An 18984-nucleotide genomic window follows, 5' to 3' on the forward strand; every position below is an offset into this window, starting at 1 on the left:
TACCTCTTTTATTATTGTCTATTTTTGTTGCAGCGCTCAGCCGGACGCTCAATTTTTACATAGCGCCATAGACTATTGGCGATATCGCGGGCTTCTGCGACATGTTCTGTTCCAACGAATGCTTTACGGAAAGGTGTAAGAAGTGACTCGATGATAAAAAGCTTTGGATTTTCGCGTTGAAGCTCCTCTAATAAAAATTCTGCATACTCCAAGCCTTCCACTGTTTCATTATTCGTTAATCCTTTGGCAAAGCCGCGTAATTGTTCGATGACCATATCTTTTGTAACGGTTTTATAATTAACTACATTTTGAATAGTATTGATCATTTCAACGCTAACGATAATTTCCTTCGATTCAAGCATAGTAGGTATAATAACGCTAATATTGCGCAATGCTACACGTACAATGGCTTCTCGATTGATATATTTATCATAATCAGCTATAAAAACTGCGCGCAATGTGAGGTTAATCATTCCAAGCGTTTGCACAGCACATTCATAGCTTATTGGGCTAATTTCTTCACCGAAGACTTGAACAAGACGATTAGCTAACCATTCTAATTCCTGTAGATGGTAGTTAATAATAATTTTTTTTAGTTCTTTATCTCTCGAATGAAAGATTGATTCAAAAATTTGAATTAAGTTATGTTCGCGATTGACGTACATGAGAACAGCAACTTGCTGTGTTAACACTTCTAAATCTGTAGGATCCTTTCCGTAAATAAGTTCATGTCTACGATTACTTGCTTCCTCACGTCCTTCATCTAAAATGGCGATTAAGCATTCGTTCTTCGAAGAGAAATGATTGTAAAATGTCCCTTTTGAAATTTTAGCATCATGGATGATGTCGTTAATCGATGTATCTAGAAATCCTTTTTCAATAAAAAGTGCACGCGCAGCTGTGATAATTTGTCTTTTTCTTTTGTTCATGACCTCACCTTTTTAAAAATATTATACTCTTATTCTACACCAAAAACGCTGATATATCAACGTTTATAAAAAATATAAACTTATTTGTTGAAAAAAGTAGACTACGAGTATAAAATAAGTTTTATCGAAAAACACACGAAAGAATTGAGGGATATAAATGAATAGTGAGCAGACAATGAAGAAGCCCCCTTATGGCATGATTGCTATATTATTTGTGGGTGCTTTTGTTGCTTTTCTTAATAACACATTGTTGAATGTGGCATTACCAACAATTATGAAAGATTTTGGGATCACATATTCAAAAGTACAATGGCTCGCAACAGGCTATATGCTAGTAAGTGGTATTTTAGTTCCTGCTTCAGCATTTTTTGTGACACGCTTTAAAAATAGACATTTATTTATTACAGCGATGTCTATCTTTACTATTGGTACAATTATGGCAGGCTTCGCTCCCAGCTTTGGCATGCTGTTAGCAGGTCGTATGGTGCAAGCAGCTGGAGCATCCAGTATGTCACCACTGTTAATGAATGTTATGCTAACTAGCTTCCCGAAAGAGAAGCGTGGGGCAGCAATGGGGATCTTCGGTTTAGTCATGATTATGGCACCAGCAATTGGACCGACATTATCAGGTTATATTGTGGAGCATCATGATTGGCGTATGCTTTTCCAAATGATTATTCCATTTGCGATTATTAGTTTATTATTTGGTGTTTGGAAATTAAGAAACGTGATGGAGACACGTGAAGTTCACTTAGATTTCCTATCAGTACTTTTATCAACAGTTGCATTCGGGGGTATTTTATACGGCTTCAGTACAGCAGGGGATAAAGGCTGGTCAAGCCCTTGGGTATATGGCACAATTTCAATTGGCTTTATCGCCTTAATTATTTTCATCATTAAACAATTAAAAATGGATCAACCATTATTGGAATTACGTATTTATAAATATCCAATGTTTGCATTAGGGTCTGTTATCTCTGTTATTGTTTCCATGGCAATGTTCTCAGGGATGATTTTAACACCGGCTTACGTACAATCTATTCGCGGTATTGAACCTTTTGAAGCTGGCTTAATGATGCTTCCAGGAGCGCTTGTAATGGGGATTATGTCACCAATTACTGGTAAGCTTTTCGATAAGTTTGGTCCACGTATATTGGCCATTATCGGATTAACGATTACTACAATCGCAACATTCGGTTTAACAAAATTAGAAATTGATTCAAGCTATACATTTATTGTATCGATGTATACAATTCGTATGTTCGGTATGTCGATGGTAATGATGCCTATTATGACAAACGGTTTAAACCAATTACCACAAATTATGAATCCACATGGTACAGCTATTAACAACACATTACAGCAAGTATCAGGAGCCATTGGTAGTGCGATTTTAGTTACATTCATGAATAATCGTACAAAAGCTAAAGCCGAAGAATTAATTGTCGAGGCGAAAGCAAATGCAGCACAAGCAGGTGCAGCACCTACACCAGAGCAAATGCAACAAATGCAAGATCAAATTATGCAAACTGCTTTATTAGATGGTATTACACACTCATTCTTAATTGCGGCTGGTATAACAGTGATTGCAGTCGTGCTTGCATTCTTCTTAAAACGCGTAAAGGTTGAAAGTGCAGCAGCTTCGATGGATTTGAAAAAAACAACTAAATAATGAAGAAACTCTCTATCAAGTATGCAATGACTTGGCGGGGAGTTTTTTTATATGAAAAAAAATTTTAAGATTGGTGTAATTTTTTATCATTTTATTTTATATGATAATACTAATTTACAGAAAATTTAGATAGTTAAAGCTGCGGGGTGTTCTATTTGGTAGATGCCTATATAAATGATTTAGTGCGAAAAAAGGAAATTCCAGGTGCAGTATTGATTGTTCAACAGCATCATAAAAGAATTTTGTCACGTAGTTATGGGGCTTTTACAGCTGAAGATGGCAGTAAACAATCCATTTTGAGCCATACAATTTTCGACTTAGCGTCATTAACAAAAGTAGTGGCAACGCTACCAGCTACTTTATTGCTCTTGAGTCGACAACAAATGACTGTGGACGATAAGGTTCAAACATATTTACCCAATTTTAAGTATGCCAATATGACAATTCAACATTTATTACAGCATAATTCAGGGCTACCAGCAGACTTAATGCCAGTGGTGCAAAGGCATCATCAACGCGACATAATGACAGAGATATTTTCCAGTAAAGTGGTGTTTCAGCCAGGTGAGCAAGTACTCTACAGTGATCTAGGTATGATTTTATTAGGGAAAGTGATTGAAAAAATATCGGGGGGGTCACTTAGTCAATTCGTTGAACAGGAGATATTGAAGCCTTGGGGGATGAATCGTACTCACTTTCAATTACAGAAGCATCAACGGGGACTAACGGCATCCACAGAGATGGTGGATGGAAAATTTGTTCAAGGAATTGTTCATGATGAAAAATCTCTGCTGTTGGAAGGTGTAGCTGGTAGTGCCGGTTTATTTTCATGTGCGGAAGATTTAGCGAAGTATGCAGAGATTTGGTTAGGACTTACACAACAACAAGTTCTTCCTTATGAGTGGCTAGAACTTGCCTATACGAAGACATTCAGAAATAGGGGACTTGGTTTTGAAGTATGGGATGGAGATTGCTTATCATCTTGTTTTGCTAGGACGTGGAATAAGGGGTCGTTTGGTCATACAGGCTTTACAGGCACAAGTATTTGGATGGACCCTGTTGAAAAGGCCTTTGTTATTTTCCTGACGAATGCAGTTCATTATGGAAGGAATACAAATATGAGAAGTATTCGGGAAAAGCTTCATACGTTGATTTATGAAAAATTTTTTATATGAAGGGTGGATTAGTTGATATGAAACAAAAGAGTAAATGGTTATGGCTGTTTCTATTATTATTCGTTGTAGCTTTAGTGGGGTGTACCTCAAAAGAGAAAACAACGGTTTCAACAACACCTGATAAGGAAGAAGGGGAGGAAATAGAAGAGATTTCTCTCACGATAGGAAGTTGGCGTACTGAAGATGTGGCGAAATATGAAAAAGTTATCGAATTATTTAATGAACAACATCCCGAAATACAGATTTCCTTTAATCCGACTAAAAATACAGAGTATAACACTGTTCTCAATACAGCACTACAGGCTGGAGAAGGCCCAGACATTTTCCACTTACGACCTTATGCAGCTGGATTAAAGCTTGCTGAAGCAGGATATGTCGAGAAAATAAATGGCTTAAATGGTTTACCTTCTTTTCCTGAAGAGGCACTACTAGCATCCCGTGATGAAGATGGAAATCAATATGGGGTACCAATTAATTTGAGCTCAACGCAATTTTTCTATAATAAAAAAATCTTCAAGGATCATAACCTCGAAATACCTACTACTTGGGAGGGGTTCATAGCATTAAATGATCAATTACTTGAAAAGGGTATTACACCAATAGCAATGGGCACGAAGGAAGGCTGGTTATTGTCATTACTGCATGGGATTGTAGGGCCGGCGATTTACGAAGGCAATGATTTCTACCAAGCAGTGCTTGCGGGAGAAAAAGATTTTACTGATGCTCAGTTTATAGAATCAATTCAAGTAATGAATGACTTAAAGAAGTATTTTCCTGCTAATTCAGAGGGGTTAGGAATGGATGATATTCGTACTTTGTTTGCATTAGAGGAGGCGGCTATGTTCCCGTTAGGTAGCTGGGAAATTCCTGTTGTATTAGAAATGAATCCTGATTTAGATTTAGGGTATTTTCCTATTCCCTCTAAAGGGGGTCAGAAAACAGTGACGACTTGGGTAGATGGCTCATTTGCTATTAATGCAAATTCGAAAAATAAAGAGGCTGCAAAGGTATTTTTAGAGTTTTTAACTACAAAGGAATTCGGTGAATTGTTTGTGAAGGAATTTTCCATGATCAGTGCCATACCTGGTATTACCTCTGACAATGCCCTATTAAATGAGATTAGTAAATCCACTGCAAATGAATCGACACCATACATGTGGGTGACTAATTTTACAGGAGGGGACCCAACAACAAAAAGTTTACTTGAAAGTGAACTACAAGGTATGTATTTAGGTCAAGTAACACCTAAAGAGGTCGCTGCCAAAGTACAAGAAAACGCTAAAACTTGGTACACGCCATTTCAAAAATAAATAATGTTCCTACAAGGAATCTTCCTTTCTCAGAATTTTAAAGGGGGCTGCTCATCATGAGGGAGTCTACAGCTTCACCGTTATCAAAAAGAAAATCATGGGCAAGGTGGTCTATCCACCTTTTCCCTATTCCTGCAATTATAATTTATGGAATGTTTGTGCTTTATCCAATTCTAGCAGCTTTATCCTATAGTTTTTTTGAATGGAAAGGAATGTCACGTGGGGATTTTGTTGGATTACGAAACTTCGTGAAGCTTTTCACGACAGAACCTTATGGCTCCATGTTTTGGAATGCATTCAAACATAATGGTATCTATTTTGTTGTGCAAATGGTTGTTATGAATGGGTTAGCTTTCTTTTTAGCGTTTATTATCTACCAAAAAATTAAAGGAGCTGAGTTTTTCAAGGCAGCCTTTTTTCTCCCGCGAGTGTTATCGGTAATTGTTGTAGGTTTTTTATGGAAGCTTATTTTAAACCCTAATTTTGGAACTTTAAATGTCCTTTTAGATAAATTAGGTTTAGAGACGTTGCAAAAGGCTTGGCTCGGTGATCCTGGAACAGCTTTAATTGCCATTATTTTAGTCAATTGTTGGTTTGGGCTAGGCTTTGGCGTTTTAATTTTTTTAGCTGGATTCCAAGGCATTCCCAATGAGTTGATTGAGGCTGCGAGACTAGACGGTGCAAAGGGCTTTACTTTATTACGTATGATTTATTTGCCCTTAATGGTGCCATCGATAATGATCATGGGCATTTTAACATTTATTCAATCCTTTGAGGCATTTGAACTTGTTTATGCCATGCAAGGCTCTATGGGGGAGCCCTATTATTCTACGGATACATTGGCCGTGTTTTTCTATCGCTTAGCCTTTGGTAGTTCATCTGCTTCCGGTGCTACAGCAATTGGTATAGGGTCTGCCCTAGCGACAGTGCTTTTTCTATTTATATTAATTTGTACAACGCTATTTTTACGCTTGGCCAATAAAAAAGACGTCCAAATGTAAGGGGGAGGTATATGAAGCAAGGAGCCATTTGGGTTCGACCATTCTATTATCTTGTTTTGTTTACAGTAGCGACAATTAGCTTATATCCTATTTTGTTAATGATTTTGTCCTCCTTTAAGAAAAGTGTGGACATTTACAAGGATCCATTGGGATTTCCATCTAGCTTTAGCCTTAATACTTATCGCACATTATTGTCTAAAATTCCCTTTACCACATATTTTATGAATAGCCTATTTGTCAGTATTGTATCTGTTGTACTGATTGTTGTTGTGTGTTCATTGGCATCCTTTTATATAGCTCGCTTTAAATTTTCGTGGAACCATGCCTTATTCTTTATATTCTTATTAGGCATGATGATCCCAATAAAATTGGGAATCGTCCCTCTTTTTATTTTAATGCGTGATTTAGGACTAATTAATTCTTTATGGTCTTTGATTTTAATGAATACAGCGACAGGTATACCTTTATCCATGCTCATACTAACAGGCTTTTTTAAAACGATACCTTCTGAATTGGAGGAGGCTGCCCGTATGGATGGTGCTGGGAACCTAAGGGTCCTTTGGTATGTTGTATTGCCATTAATGCGACCTGCACTAGGAACAGTCGTTATTATCAATTTTATTGCAGCATGGAATGACTTTTTCTTTCCGCTTATTTTTATTACAGAAAAGATGAAACGGACAATCCCTGTCGGAATGATGTCGTTATTTGGAGAGCATTCAGCTGACTGGGGCTCACTTTTTGCTGGACTGACATTAGCATCATTACCAATGATTCTATTATTCTTTATTGCTTCAAAGCAATTTATGGAGGGGCTGACGGCAGGTGCCATTAAATAAGTCATATATTATTGGTGTCGATGGCGGTGGAACGAAAACTCGTGCTGTAATTGGGACAAAAGATGGAAGTGTTCTCGCCGTTATGGATGGAGACGGCACGAATATAAAGTCTACTCCATCCTATGAGGTAAGACAACATATTCAACAGTTACTAGAATGTTTAGTGCAAAGGGTAGGTGCTACAAAAAGTGATATTTCAACGGTTTTCTTATGCGTAGCAGGAGGGGATCGTCAAGAGGATTTAATACGCTGGAAGGAGTGGATAGCTCATATTTTCCCCTTCCCGTTCTGTAAGGTTACTGTTACAAATGATGCAGTAGCGGCACTTACTAGTGGGACGTTTACGCAGGAGGGATTAGTAGTTATAGCCGGAACAGGCTCAATTGTTTATGTTGTTCAAGAAAATTTCATTAGTCGCATTGGAGGATGGGGGTATCTATTGGGTGATGAGGGGAGTGGCTACTATATTGGACAAGAAGCATTACGTACCATTACTCGTCAATATGACGCTTGTGGTTTGTATGAGGATGCCTTTTCTAAAGCTGTTTTAGAGCGTCTAGCACTAACAGATCCTACTGAAATTATTACGCTAATTTATGAGCATTCGCAGCCACGCATATGTATATCCTCTATTGCTAGGACGGTATTACTTTTAGCTACCCAAAATAATGAGACAGCGAAGAGGATTGCTGACCATGCAGTTACCCATTTAGTTCAACTTCTCCAAATGATGTTTAGAAAAGAACCACACGTAAAAAAATTTCCAATTGTTACATGTGGAGGCTTATTTGAAAACCATTACTTTGTTCAATGCTTTCAAGCAAAATTGCAACAAGCTACCATTTATAATCAAATCATTCAGCCTGAAGTACCACCTGCTATTGGTGCTTTTATAAACGGGCTCTTTAGTGAAGGAATTCCAATGACAGGGGCTCTACAACAAACAGTAAAGGGAACTTGGATGAGCGTTAAAAATTCGAATGGAGGGATTTGATTTCGATGGAGCGAATGACAAAACTGACGACTGAGGATTATCATCCAGACACAGCTAATTTAGATTTAATGTCCATTGCTGAAATTATAAGGCTCATGCATGAAGAGGATAAAAAAATTCCGCAGGCTATAGACAAGGTATTACCTGAAATAGAACAAGCTATTATGGCTGTTGTACATGCTTTAAAAAATGAGGGTAGATTGTTTTATGTAGGGGCAGGGACGAGTGGGAGAATCGGGCTGCTAGATGCCGTTGAATGTCCACCAACATTTAGTACTTCTCCTAAGCTAGTGCAAGCCATTTTAGCAGGTGGCTCAGAGGCCGTAATGATTGCCATAGAAGGGGCAGAAGATGATTTATCTTTAGGACGACAAGAGTTAGAGAAACAACGGCTAACTAATTTAGATATAGTTATTGGTATTGCGGCAAGTGGTAGAACACCTTTTGTCAAAGGAGCTTTAAATTATGCCCAGCATATAGGGGCAAAAACGATTAGCTTGGTCAGTAACGCTCGTTCCACCATTAGCGAAAATGTAGATATAGCCATTGAGGTTATTACTGGTCCAGAAATTCTGACTGGCTCCACTAGACTAAAGGCTGCAACAGCCCATAAACAAATTCTGAATATGATTACAACCTCCACCATGGTCAAACTAGGTAAAGTCTATAAAAATTTAATGGTGGATGTTCATGCTAGTAATTTTAAATTGCGTGAACGTGCCAAACAAATTGTTTGTGAAGTGACAGGAGTATCCTATATTCAAGCTGAGCAAGTTTTAGAGCAAACCAACTATCAAGTAAAACTGGCTATTGTCATGTTACTAACAAATACAGGGTTAGAAGAAGCAACCGCATTACTCGCCCAATCCGAAGGGCATGTGCGTAGAGCAGTAGAATTACGGAAGTTTTGAAGTAAGAGGTGAATGGAACTGCTCCATTCACTTTTTCATGAAGGCTACATACTAGAGGTGGGGATGGATGTATGGAAAAAATTAATGCCGGTTTAATTATGCTTTCAGAAATGCGAGAGAAGCTACCTCCTTCTGAAAAAAAGGTGGCAAGCTTTATTTTAGAACATCCCACACAGGCGATTAAAATGACCGCTGTAGAGTTGGGAGAGGCAAGCCAGACAAGCAGTGCTGCCGTTGTAAGATTATGTAAATCTTTGCATGTCAGCGGTGTTCAAGAATTAAAATTACGTATTGCTGGTGATTTACAGCGTAAGAACACCGTCGACAGAGATATTGAAGCAAATGAGCCGTTACAATCAATTGTAGAGAAGGTGACCTTGCAGAATAGTGAGATTCTGACACAAACGGCTAATTTAATTGATGAAGCTGAATTAGAGCGAGCTGTATCAGCTTTAGCAAAAGCAAGAAGAATTATTTTTTTTGGCGTAGGTGCTTCTGGAATTACGGCAATGGATGCAGATCAAAAATTTTTAAGAATTAATAGGCATAGTAAAGCATTCATGGATTTACATCTAGGAGCTACATCGGTTGTTAATGCACAGGAGGGGGATGTGGTAGTCGGGATATCCTTCTCTGGAGAAACACATGAAGTGGCCAAAATTCTTGAAATAGCAGGCGAAACTCCTGCTACTACAATAAGCCTAACACGTTACGGTAATTCATTAGTATCTAGTTTAGCTGACATTTGTTTATATGTATCACCGAATGTAGAAGCGACCTTTAGAAGCGGTGCCACTTCCTCTCGTCTTGCCCAGCTTCTCGTCATTGATATTTTATTTATGGGAGTAGTGACCAGTGCGTATAATCAGACAATTGATTATTTAGATGAGACACGAACAGTTATTCAAGGTTTGCATAAAAAGGTAACTAAAAGAAAAATAAAGTAAAACGAAGACGACTCCTTATCATCGTCTTCGTTTTTGTCGCTTTGTCACAAATAGAGTGTTGGTACAGATACAATCTACCTTTTATAGACGTTCTTGTGTTTCAGGGTCGTAGAAATAAAGTGAACTAGCAAAATCAAAGGCATATTTTTCGAGGGTATTGCCTGAAAAGGAGTTAAGCAATGGAAAGCGTTACTGTAATTTAGAATAGTTTAATAAAGTCAATCCTTTAATAGAGATCCTATAAGGCTCAGTTTAGAATAAATATATGACTAATGTTTCTAGTATTAATAAAAAAATAACACGGATATTAGCAAGTGGATTTGCTAATGACCGTGTTATTTATAAAGGTTAGACTTCTTTTTTGAATAGTTTTCCTGGCCAGAAGGCGTATTTGCCTAGAACCGTTGTGATTGCTGGAACAAGCAATGGTCGAACAATGAATGTATCCAGAAGTACACCGATTGCTGTGACAACACCAAATTGAACAAGTACTTGAATTGGTAATGTTGCTAGTACGGCGAAAGTACCTGCTAAAATAAGTCCAGCAGATGTTATGACACTTCCCGTTCGGACAACTCCTTCTTCTACAGCTGTTAAATGATCAGTTGTTTTACGTTTTTTCCAAATCTCTGAAATCATAAAGATATTATAATCTTCGCCGAGCGCTACTAAGAACACGAATGCATACAATGGGATAGCTCCCGAAATGGCTTCTGCCCCCATAATATGATGTAAAATCAACCAACCTGCGCCTAATGCTCCAAAGTAAGAGATAATCACGGTTGCCAATAAATAAACAGTGGCCGTAATGGAACGCAAATAAACAAATAATAATAATGCGATTAAAGCAATCATGGTTGGCATAATAACCGTTTCGTCACGCTTAGTTATTTGTTGGGTATCATACTGACTAGCAGTTTCTCCACCAATCCAAACATGCTTATCAGCATTTTTAAGCCCACTTTGCTCGAGTATTTCGATAACCTCTGCCTTTAACTCAGGAATATGAGCCAACGATTCCTTTGCATAGGGGTTAGCATTTAAAGATAGTTCATATAACTGAATCTCATTATTTTTTTTCCCTATTTGAACATCTGCCACACTATCAATATAAGGAATTGTTGAAAGCTGTTGCTGTAAATTAATTTCATTTCCCCCTGTATCAATCACTAATTGTACAGGTGCTAATTCTCCAGGAGAAAAATTCTCTTCTATTAAAGTGAAGCCTTCTCGTGACGGCATGTCTTTTGGGAAGGATGAGAGTAAATCAAACGTATATTGAATACGTGGAACGAATGCTGCTAATCCGCCAAGTAATATAACGGTTACCGTAATAACAATCCATGGCTTCTGCGTAACAAAATGTCCGATTTTATGACTAATCTTATGTGATGGCTTATGTTGTTTTTTTCCTTTGTTCAGTGCCATTTCTTCTGTACGTGGAACAAATGGGAAGAAAGCTACACGACCAATGATGACAAGAATTGCAGGAAGGACGACGAGAGCTGCAATTCCCATTACAAGTACACCAAAGCTGAATGGCACGGCAAAGCGTTGAAATGCGCCGTAATGAGCCAAACTAAGGGTAGCTAGACCAATGACAACTGTTAGGGCACTCATTAAAATAGCGCCACCTGATTCTTTCACAGCAAGTTTCATTGCGACAGTTTTATCTTCAACATGGAAGAGAATTTCTCGGTATTTAGATATTAGGAATAAACAATAATCAGTACCTGCACCAAAAAGTAATACCGTCATAATAGAGACTGCCTGTGAATCTTTATCAATCCATCCTTGATCCGCAAAGAAGCCTAATGTTGGGCTGATTACTCCATAGGCAAGACCTACAACAAGTAAAGGAATAATAGCCAGTAATGGCGAACGATATATAATTATAAGTAGTACTAAAACGAGTAATACTGTTGCAATCAATAGCTTTACATCTGCTTGGGAGAATAAACTAACAGCATCAGTAGCGATTCCAACTGGTCCTGAATAACGAACATGTAGCATATCATTCGAAAGTTTTTTATCTAATTGGACTTGGTTGCTCTCCATTATTTTGGTTAGTTTATCTAAACTATCCTGTAGGACATCTGTAGCAACCCCCTTTTCAAAAAATACAGGTGTAACGATGGTTGTGCCATTTTCTGAAGTAGCGGCTGATAGAGCCTGGGTTGGCATTTTATCAAATGGTGGAACCATCGTTTGATGAGCTAAGGGTTTAGCTTGAAGCTCACTGTATACACCTTGTATGGCTGAATAGTCTTGATTGGTTAGTCCACTGTCACGATACCAAACCAATAATAATGGTGTACCGGCATCATTAGGGAATTGATCGGCAATTATTGCCGCAGCCTGTTCAGACATTTCCGTGTCAGGTAGGTTTTTGCCTGACTCACTTTCAATACTATTGATTTGTGGCCAAGCAAACGACAATACAATTACTAATAACACCCAAAAGGCTAGTGCTAATAAGCGCCCCTTTTTACTTGCAACCATTGAGCCCCATTGCTCAAGTGGATGTTTTTTCATAAGAAAACCTCCATTCCTGTAAGTGATTTAATTATATATACTAGAAGGTTAATTAATCAATCTAGAAATACCGATATGTTATAATATGAGTAAAAAGATTGTTTTTTATAAAGGAGGTGAACTTGTTGAAACAGTCACCGCGTATGCTTGGAAGACCTCGCCATGATGAAAATGCGAAACCGACAAAAGATCTAGTCCTTGAGACGGCTACAAAACTTTTTATTAAAGAAGGCTACAAAAACATTTCGATGGATGATGTAGCGAAAGCTTGTAACGTAACAAAGGCGACTATCTATTACTACTACCCAACTAAAGGCGAATTGTATACATCGGCACTAATTGCTATGATGGATCGTATCAAGCTATCTATTCTACAAATTTTAGAGCAACAAAAACCATTTAAAGAACGTCTTGAACAGCTCGTTAAGGTTCATTTATCGGCAACTATTGATATTGATATGAATAATTTTATGCGGGAGGCCTCCATCAATTTATCGGAATCTCAGTTGAGACAAGTACAAGCATCCGAAAATGAAATGTACCACACCATTGAGCGGGCTATACAAATAGAAATGGACAAGGGCACGATTCGAAAAGGAAATGCCAAGTTTTTTGCTCATAACTTTATGGCACTGATGACGGTAGGGTATTTTAAAGATGGCGACGGGAAAACTTTGCTAGGTTCAATAGATGTAACGGCAAAAGAAGTAACAAATTTCTTTTGGCTATCTGTTCAAAATAAATAAAGCTTCCTAATTTTTATGAAAGGAGTTATCTCATTAGAATAGAGATAGCTCCTTTCATTGTTATAAAGGTCATTTGAATTTTAAAAAGAGTCTCTAAAAATGACAAAAAAGTGAATGACAGCTACAAAATTTGATGCATTAGAAAATTTATGATAGTAAGGCAGTTAATAGTTGATAAAATCAATGAATTTTGAAAAGATTGTCGAAATTGTGATTTAGCGCATTGAAATAATGTACAAACAGTCTTATAATGAAGGTTGTAATGTCACCAAGACAAGATAAGGATGGTATTATGATGCGCTTTTTGCGACTTAAAGTTAACATTGTAATAACAAGTCATACGAATCGCTATCCAGGCCTTGTGACTGGTGATTGTGTAGGATATACGCTGTAACGACTGTTAAGTTTTACCTTAATGGTCTTTTTTACATGTAAGCAATAAAAAATAGTACTAGTGATGGCAAAGGAGAGTTCAAAATGTCAGAAACGAATAACCAAGCACAGGCTGAACAAGTAACTGTGAGTAAAGAGCAATTAGATGTACTAGATCAATTACTAAAACCTGAAGTTCAAGAATCGCTTACAACTTTAGTTGAGCAATTACCAAAGTTAACTGAAATGATGACTTTATTAACGAAATCATACGAGTTTGCTCAAGCTGTAGCAACAGATGAAGTGCTTAAAAATGATACTGTGGGTGCAGTAACAGAAATCGCTGGACCTGTAGTAGGCTCTGCGAAAAACCTAGCAGCAACTGCAATTGAAGCGAAAGACCGAGCATCTGAAAGCCACGAAGTAATAGGTTTATTCGGTCTTGTGAAAATGCTAAAAGACCCTCAAGTTCAAAATGTATTCCGTTTTGTTAATGCTTTCTTACAAGTAAGCTCAGAACGCAAAGCTAAATAAGACTTAAGGTAAATTCAATTCGTAAGGACGGAGGATTAATTAATCATGTCAAAAGAAATCGTCATCTTAGGTGCAGGTTACGCTGGCGTTTTAACTGCATTAACAGCACGTAAGTATCTATCAGCTGATGAAGCTAAAATTACTGTAGTAAACCAATTCCCAACACACCAAATTATCACTGAACTTCACCGTTTAGCCGGTGGTACCATTGCAGAAGGTGCTGTTGCATTACCACTTAAAAAAATCTTTAAAGGTTTAGACATCGATCTACACATTGCAAAAGTAACGAAATTCAATGTAGATAATAAAAAAGTGGATTTAGATAATGGCTATACATTAACGTACGATACGCTTGTAGTATCTTTAGGAAGCCAAACTGGTTTCTTCGGTATCCCTGGATTAGAAGAAAACTCAATGGTTCTTAAATCAGTAAATGATGCCAATAAAATTAACAAACATATCGAAGATCGCATTAAAGCATATGCACAATCTAAAGATGAAGCAGATGCAACAATCGTTATCGGTGGTGGCGGTTTAACAGGTGTTGAGCTTGTTGGTGAAATCGTGGACAACTTCCCGAAAATCGCTGCAAAACACGGTGTTAACTTTGCTGATCTTAAAATTAAACTTGTTGAAGCTGGTCCAAAAATCTTACCAGTACTTCCGGATACACTTATTCAACGCGCGACTGAAAGCTTAACAAAACGCGGTGTGGAATTTATTACTGGTACACCTGTAACTGGTGTTGACGGTAATGTTATTTCTCTAAAAGACCGTGAACCAATTGTTGCAAACACACTTGTATGGACAGGTGGGGTAGCACCACTTCCAATAGTAGGTGAATCAGGACTTGCAGCTGACCGTGGTAAAGCAACAATTAATGAATTCCTACAATCTACATCACACGAAGATGTATTTGTTATTGGTGACGCATCTGTAGCATTACCAGCTGATGGTGGTCGTCCACTTTACGCGCCAACTGCGCAAGTTGCTTGGCAAATGGGTGAGCTTGCTGGTTATAATGTTTTTGCACAATATAAAAACCAAGAGATGAAATCATTCTCAGCAGTGAACTCTGGTACACTTGCAAGCCTAGGCCGTAAAGATGCGGTTGCTACAATTGGTGCAAGCAACACAGAACTTAAAGGTCTTCCTGCAACATTAATGAAAGAAGCTTCGAATATTCGTTATTTAACACATATTAAAGCTCTATTCGGTTTAGCTTACTAAAAATTTTGGTCCCACTTCTATTAGGAGGTGGGATTTTTTTATGGAAAGTCTACCTTTACGATATTTGTTTATTAATTACTTCAAAGAGAGTAAAATTAATACAAATCTAGTTATGGAGTGATGACATGTGTTAACGATATTTCAATCAAAAAGAGAAGATATAGAGCAATTTAAGGGGAAAATTGACGAGTTGAATGCAAAGCTAGATAAGAAGGATCATGAATTTCAAATTTTTCTCAATGAATTACATAAGGAATTAATTTCAACGATTGGACAGCACGATATAGTTAATCATCAACATGTCATTTTGGGTGAAATGGTTACAAATATTTTAAGCGAATTTAATCGTGTAGAAAACAGCACCATTGAATCCAATACCATATCTGGACATGCTCTAGAAAAAGGAAACTCTTTAATTCATTCATCAGATGAAATGGTTTCTTTATCGATTGAAAGTAAACAAGCTGTAAAGGAAGTTCAGCATGTCATTGATGAGCTTGGTGAGCAATCAAAAAAAACGACGAATAGTATGAACCATTTAAGTGAACGTTCAAAGCAAATAACTGATATCGTCAAAGTAATCAGTGAGATTTCTAATCAAACCAATTTACTTGCCTTAAATGCATCTATTGAAGCAGCGAGAGCTGGGGAGCATGGTAAGGGGTTTTCAGTCGTTGCAGAAGAAGTACGAAAGCTTGCTGAAAATACAAAGTCAAGCACAGAGGATATTGTGAATCTTACGAAAAAAATTGAGGATCAAATATCTGAGGCATATGAGGATAATAAAAATAATATGCAGCTGGTGACAGAAGGACTTCAAAAAAGTACAGATACGTCTGAGCAAATTAACGCATTACTCCAAATCATAATGAATGTCCAAGGTGAAGTGAAGGAATTACTTGATTATATAGATAGCCAAAAAATTTCGACTGAAGATGTCATGAGTAAATTTAAAACAACAACAGCTCTTTTTGATGAAACAAATAAAGTTTTAACTGACCATATTGATGAATCAGATATCGTCACAAAAAAATTACTAGAAGCTGTTGAAAAGGTGAAGGGTTTTCCTCATTCAATTTAACTATAGTTTTACTGGATACATAAAAAAGCACCGTTCTAAAAATAATTAGAGCGGTGCTTTTTCGATATTAAAGATTGGATTTGAATATTTCTTTTGTAGCCTTCTGAATGAGCTTTGGTAGCACGCCGAAGGAATAAGGCTTATAAACTCTCTCAGTCCATTTGTGGCCATCTTTTCCGTATACACCCATTGTAACAGAAGGGATATTCAGCGCCTTTATTTTTTCAAATGGTAGGGGATAGAGTGTATCCCATTTTGGGAAGTTATTGAGCAACTCTTGGAGTTCCTCTTGTGTAGCATGAATAGATAAGAAGCTTCCATCCGCTAAATAAGGGAAAAAGCGTTTAACCTGAAATACTTCGCCTGTTTCTTTCGCTACCTCATGAACGACCTGTGAAATGGCTTGCTTTAATAGCTGGTCTCTTGCCACACTTTCCTTTAAATAATTATGGGGAAGGAATGGTGGTGCAAAGTATAAGACAACTCGAGGCTTATGCTCAGGATCTGCCTTTTGCAGCGCATCAACGATTGCAAACGACTGTTGGCGTAATTCCTTACCTGCATTTTTTTTCAAGACATCAGCAATAATAAGCTCGGTTTCAATACCCTTTCCGTTTAAATAAACAATAAACTCATCATAAGTAACAACGTCTATATGCCAGGATAATGAACGCTTAGGTATGTTGGAACGCTCTATATATTTCTCATACTGAAGCTGTAAATATTGCTTTGCTTCGATACATGCCTGTTGTGCGACAGACTTAAGTTTCTTAACAACATGATCTGGAGACTCTTCATATAAAAAATAGTTAAAATAAATTCGGCTAGTAGACGCGGTTTGAACTGTATAGGATTCTTTGGTGTCTCGTTGATATAAGCATGTAGGTGGAAGGATGGTTTCACCTATAATTGCCTCCATTAATGCTAAATTATTATGAATACGCTCCGTAATTTTTGCTGCCACATAATTGGGGTCGATGCCACTTAATGTATCTCCCACATGTACTTCTCGCCCATAAATGTAGAAGGATGGCAGTAACTTTCCAGCAACACCCGTATAAATATAACGATGAGGGTCATCACCATATAAAGGAGTTGTAAAGTCAGTATTAATGGCCATTAGAAAATCTAGTTCCTGCTCCATTTTTAAACGATTAAGCTCATCTAATGCGTCAATGATGCCATTATGCTCGGCCTCTTCGCCACCATTTAAAATAAGTAATATATTTCCTTCTAGTTCATGAAGATGATTGGTGAAATATTGTACATTGGCAATATGGACAGCAGCTCCGCTTTTCATATCTACAGCTCCACGCCCAAACATCCAGTCGCCACTTTGAGCATCCTTCTGTACATCCGTATTTCCTTCATAGGTTTTAAAGAAATTCTCAAGCTTGGTAGGAGAAAAAGCAAACTCTTTTAAATGACCATAATCCTCTATGTCCACTGTATCCAAATGAGCGTGATAGATAATGGTCCTTTTTGTTTCATTAGGACTTTTTACGAAAGCAAAAAGATTTTTTCGGCCAATAGGGTCCTGTTTTACGTTTAAAGTCCAAAGAAATGCAGGGTTTTCTTGATAGTAAGGGAATTCCTTCATTTTCGCATAGATATACTCAATAATTTTCCCTTCTCCTTGAGTACCATTAATACTATTAATATTTACTAATTCATTTGTAAGCTTTTCAATTTGCTTTGCGATGGGTAACTGTCTTAGTTGTGAATACATGTATATGGCTCCTTTTTTGTTCGATTAGATATCATTCAAAATAGCAACTATACTTACTTCATTGTTTCGTTATGTGAAAATTAATCCGTATTGTGGAATATGATTCATCATATAAGAAAAAACCGTAAACGTCAATTTTCATTTTTATAAAATTCTGTTTCTTTTTATTAATTTATTCGGTTGCAACTCTATATAAATGAGTAAAAATTCGTTAAAATGAATAAAAGGAGGATGAGCAATGATTCAATCTATTGAAAGAGCAATGATGATTATTCATGTACTAGCGAAGAATCCTAAACGATTCTTTTCTGTTCAAGATATATATAATGAAACAGACTTACCTAGCAGTACAATTTATCGATTATTGTATACATTAGAAAACTTTGATTTAGTAGAAAGAAATGAGGAAAAAAAGGAATTTCGTTTAGGGTATACATGGTTACAGCTCGGCATGAAAATGTACCACCATACAAACATCCGAGAAAAAGCCCATCCGTTATTAGAAGAGCTTGCCGTTAATGTGCGGGAAACAGCGTATTTAAATATTCCAAAACTAAATAATTCTATTATTATTGATCGTGTGGATAGCCCCAAAAATGTCCGTATTATTGATATGATAGGTGAAAAAATCCCCTATCCAATTGGAGCAGCGAATAAAGTATTACTTGCATTCTCAGAGAAGGAAATGCAAGCTGGCTTTCTAAAAAATATAAGTGATCTTGAAAAAATAGAGTTAATGGAACAATTAAATGTCATCAAAGATAAGGGATACTCTATTAGCTATGGAGAAAAAACAAAGGGAACAGTATCAGTGGCAGCACCTGTTTTTGATTTGAATAAAGAACCAATTGCAGCAATTAGCGCAGAGTGCTTTGAGTATGATACAGATACTGAAAAATTAGAAAGTATTGCAAAGGAAGTCACACGAGCTGCTCACCTTCTTTCACAAGAGCTAGGTCATGTGTAAATAGGTCTTCTC

At 37.2% G+C, this 18984-nt stretch carries 16 protein-coding genes; 13 read left to right on the forward strand and 3 right to left on the reverse strand.

All coding sequences use genetic code 11. The annotated features are described in order from the left end of the window. Positions 1-11 precede the first annotated feature (11 nt). On the reverse strand, positions 12-929 hold the full coding sequence (locus tag ACOZBY_RS17440; RefSeq protein WP_012292526.1) for a TetR/AcrR family transcriptional regulator: 918 nt from the start codon (positions 927-929) through the stop codon (positions 12-14). Between the two features lie 157 nt (positions 930-1086). Between ACOZBY_RS17440 and ACOZBY_RS17445 the strand changes: the two genes are divergently transcribed. From ACOZBY_RS17445 to ACOZBY_RS17480, 8 genes are all read left to right on the forward strand, one after another. Further along, positions 1087-2601 carry a DHA2 family efflux MFS transporter permease subunit gene (locus ACOZBY_RS17445; protein WP_012292527.1) on the forward strand — a complete coding sequence of 505 codons (1515 nt, stop codon included), beginning with the start codon at positions 1087-1089 and terminating at the stop codon, positions 2599-2601. Between the two features lie 146 nt (positions 2602-2747). Next, entirely contained in the window at positions 2748-3776 is a 1029-nt protein-coding gene (locus ACOZBY_RS17450; protein ID WP_422762578.1) for a serine hydrolase domain-containing protein, read from the forward strand. Next, positions 3773-5086, forward strand: a complete 1314-nt coding sequence (locus tag ACOZBY_RS17455) for an ABC transporter substrate-binding protein (protein ID WP_012292529.1) — start codon at positions 3773-3775, stop codon at positions 5084-5086. The genes ACOZBY_RS17450 and ACOZBY_RS17455 overlap by 4 nt, the downstream gene beginning before the upstream one ends. Before the next feature lie 56 nt (positions 5087-5142). Beyond that, on the forward strand, positions 5143-6087 hold the full coding sequence (locus ACOZBY_RS17460; RefSeq protein ID WP_051563172.1) for a carbohydrate ABC transporter permease: 945 nt from the start codon (positions 5143-5145) through the stop codon (positions 6085-6087). Between the two features lie 11 nt (positions 6088-6098). Next, the gene (locus ACOZBY_RS17465; RefSeq protein WP_036160646.1) at positions 6099-6926 is read left to right on the forward strand and encodes a carbohydrate ABC transporter permease; all 828 of its coding nucleotides are present in this window, start codon (positions 6099-6101) and stop codon (positions 6924-6926) included. Then, positions 6913-7920: an N-acetylglucosamine kinase gene (locus ACOZBY_RS17470; protein ID WP_031418310.1), complete on the forward strand. Its 1008-nt coding sequence runs from the start codon at positions 6913-6915 to the stop codon at positions 7918-7920. The genes ACOZBY_RS17465 and ACOZBY_RS17470 overlap by 14 nt, the downstream gene beginning before the upstream one ends. Before the next feature lie 5 nt (positions 7921-7925). After that, positions 7926-8831, forward strand: a complete 906-nt coding sequence (gene murQ / locus ACOZBY_RS17475) for an N-acetylmuramic acid 6-phosphate etherase (protein ID WP_031418311.1) — start codon at positions 7926-7928, stop codon at positions 8829-8831. Between the two features lie 71 nt (positions 8832-8902). Continuing rightward, complete coding sequence (locus tag ACOZBY_RS17480; RefSeq protein ID WP_031418312.1) at positions 8903-9778, forward strand: MurR/RpiR family transcriptional regulator; 876 nt, start codon at positions 8903-8905, stop codon at positions 9776-9778. Positions 9779-10126: 348 nt separating this feature from the next. On the opposite strand, the gene ACOZBY_RS17485 is transcribed toward ACOZBY_RS17480, so the two are convergent. Then, entirely contained in the window at positions 10127-12313 is a 2187-nt protein-coding gene (locus tag ACOZBY_RS17485; protein ID WP_012292536.1) for an MMPL family transporter, read from the reverse strand. 116 nt (positions 12314-12429) lie between these two features. Between ACOZBY_RS17485 and ACOZBY_RS17490 the strand changes: the two genes are divergently transcribed. The 4 genes from ACOZBY_RS17490 to ACOZBY_RS17505 all read left to right on the forward strand — a co-directional run bounded on the left by ACOZBY_RS17490 (position 12430) and on the right by ACOZBY_RS17505 (position 16276). Then, complete coding sequence (locus tag ACOZBY_RS17490; protein WP_230584527.1) at positions 12430-13059, forward strand: TetR/AcrR family transcriptional regulator; 630 nt, start codon at positions 12430-12432, stop codon at positions 13057-13059. Between the two features lie 477 nt (positions 13060-13536). Then, positions 13537-13965 (forward strand): DUF1641 domain-containing protein, encoded by a 429-nt coding sequence (locus tag ACOZBY_RS17495; protein WP_012292538.1) that lies wholly within the window; start codon positions 13537-13539, stop codon positions 13963-13965. A gap of 45 nt (positions 13966-14010) precedes the next feature. Next, a complete protein-coding gene (locus tag ACOZBY_RS17500) occupies positions 14011-15195 on the forward strand; it encodes an NAD(P)/FAD-dependent oxidoreductase (RefSeq protein WP_012292539.1) in 1185 nt (394 codons plus the stop codon). A 127-nt stretch (positions 15196-15322) separates the two neighbouring features. Further along, positions 15323-16276, forward strand: coding sequence for a methyl-accepting chemotaxis protein (locus ACOZBY_RS17505; RefSeq protein WP_012292540.1), 954 nt, complete (start codon positions 15323-15325; stop codon positions 16274-16276). Between the two features lie 67 nt (positions 16277-16343). Here ACOZBY_RS17505 and ACOZBY_RS17510 read toward each other — a convergent pair whose 3' ends face one another. Next, positions 16344-18005, reverse strand: coding sequence for a M20/M25/M40 family metallo-hydrolase (locus ACOZBY_RS17510; RefSeq protein ID WP_031418315.1), 1662 nt, complete (start codon positions 18003-18005; stop codon positions 16344-16346). A 238-nt stretch (positions 18006-18243) separates the two neighbouring features. Between ACOZBY_RS17510 and ACOZBY_RS17515 the strand changes: the two genes are divergently transcribed. Then, entirely contained in the window at positions 18244-18972 is a 729-nt protein-coding gene (locus ACOZBY_RS17515) for an IclR family transcriptional regulator (protein WP_012292542.1), read from the forward strand. Positions 18973-18984: the final 12 nt, after the last annotated feature.

The sequence above is a fragment of the Lysinibacillus sp. NPDC056220 genome, from assembly GCF_049315265.1.
In the GTDB taxonomy this organism is placed as follows: domain Bacteria; phylum Bacillota; class Bacilli; order Bacillales_A; family Planococcaceae; genus Lysinibacillus; species Lysinibacillus pinottii.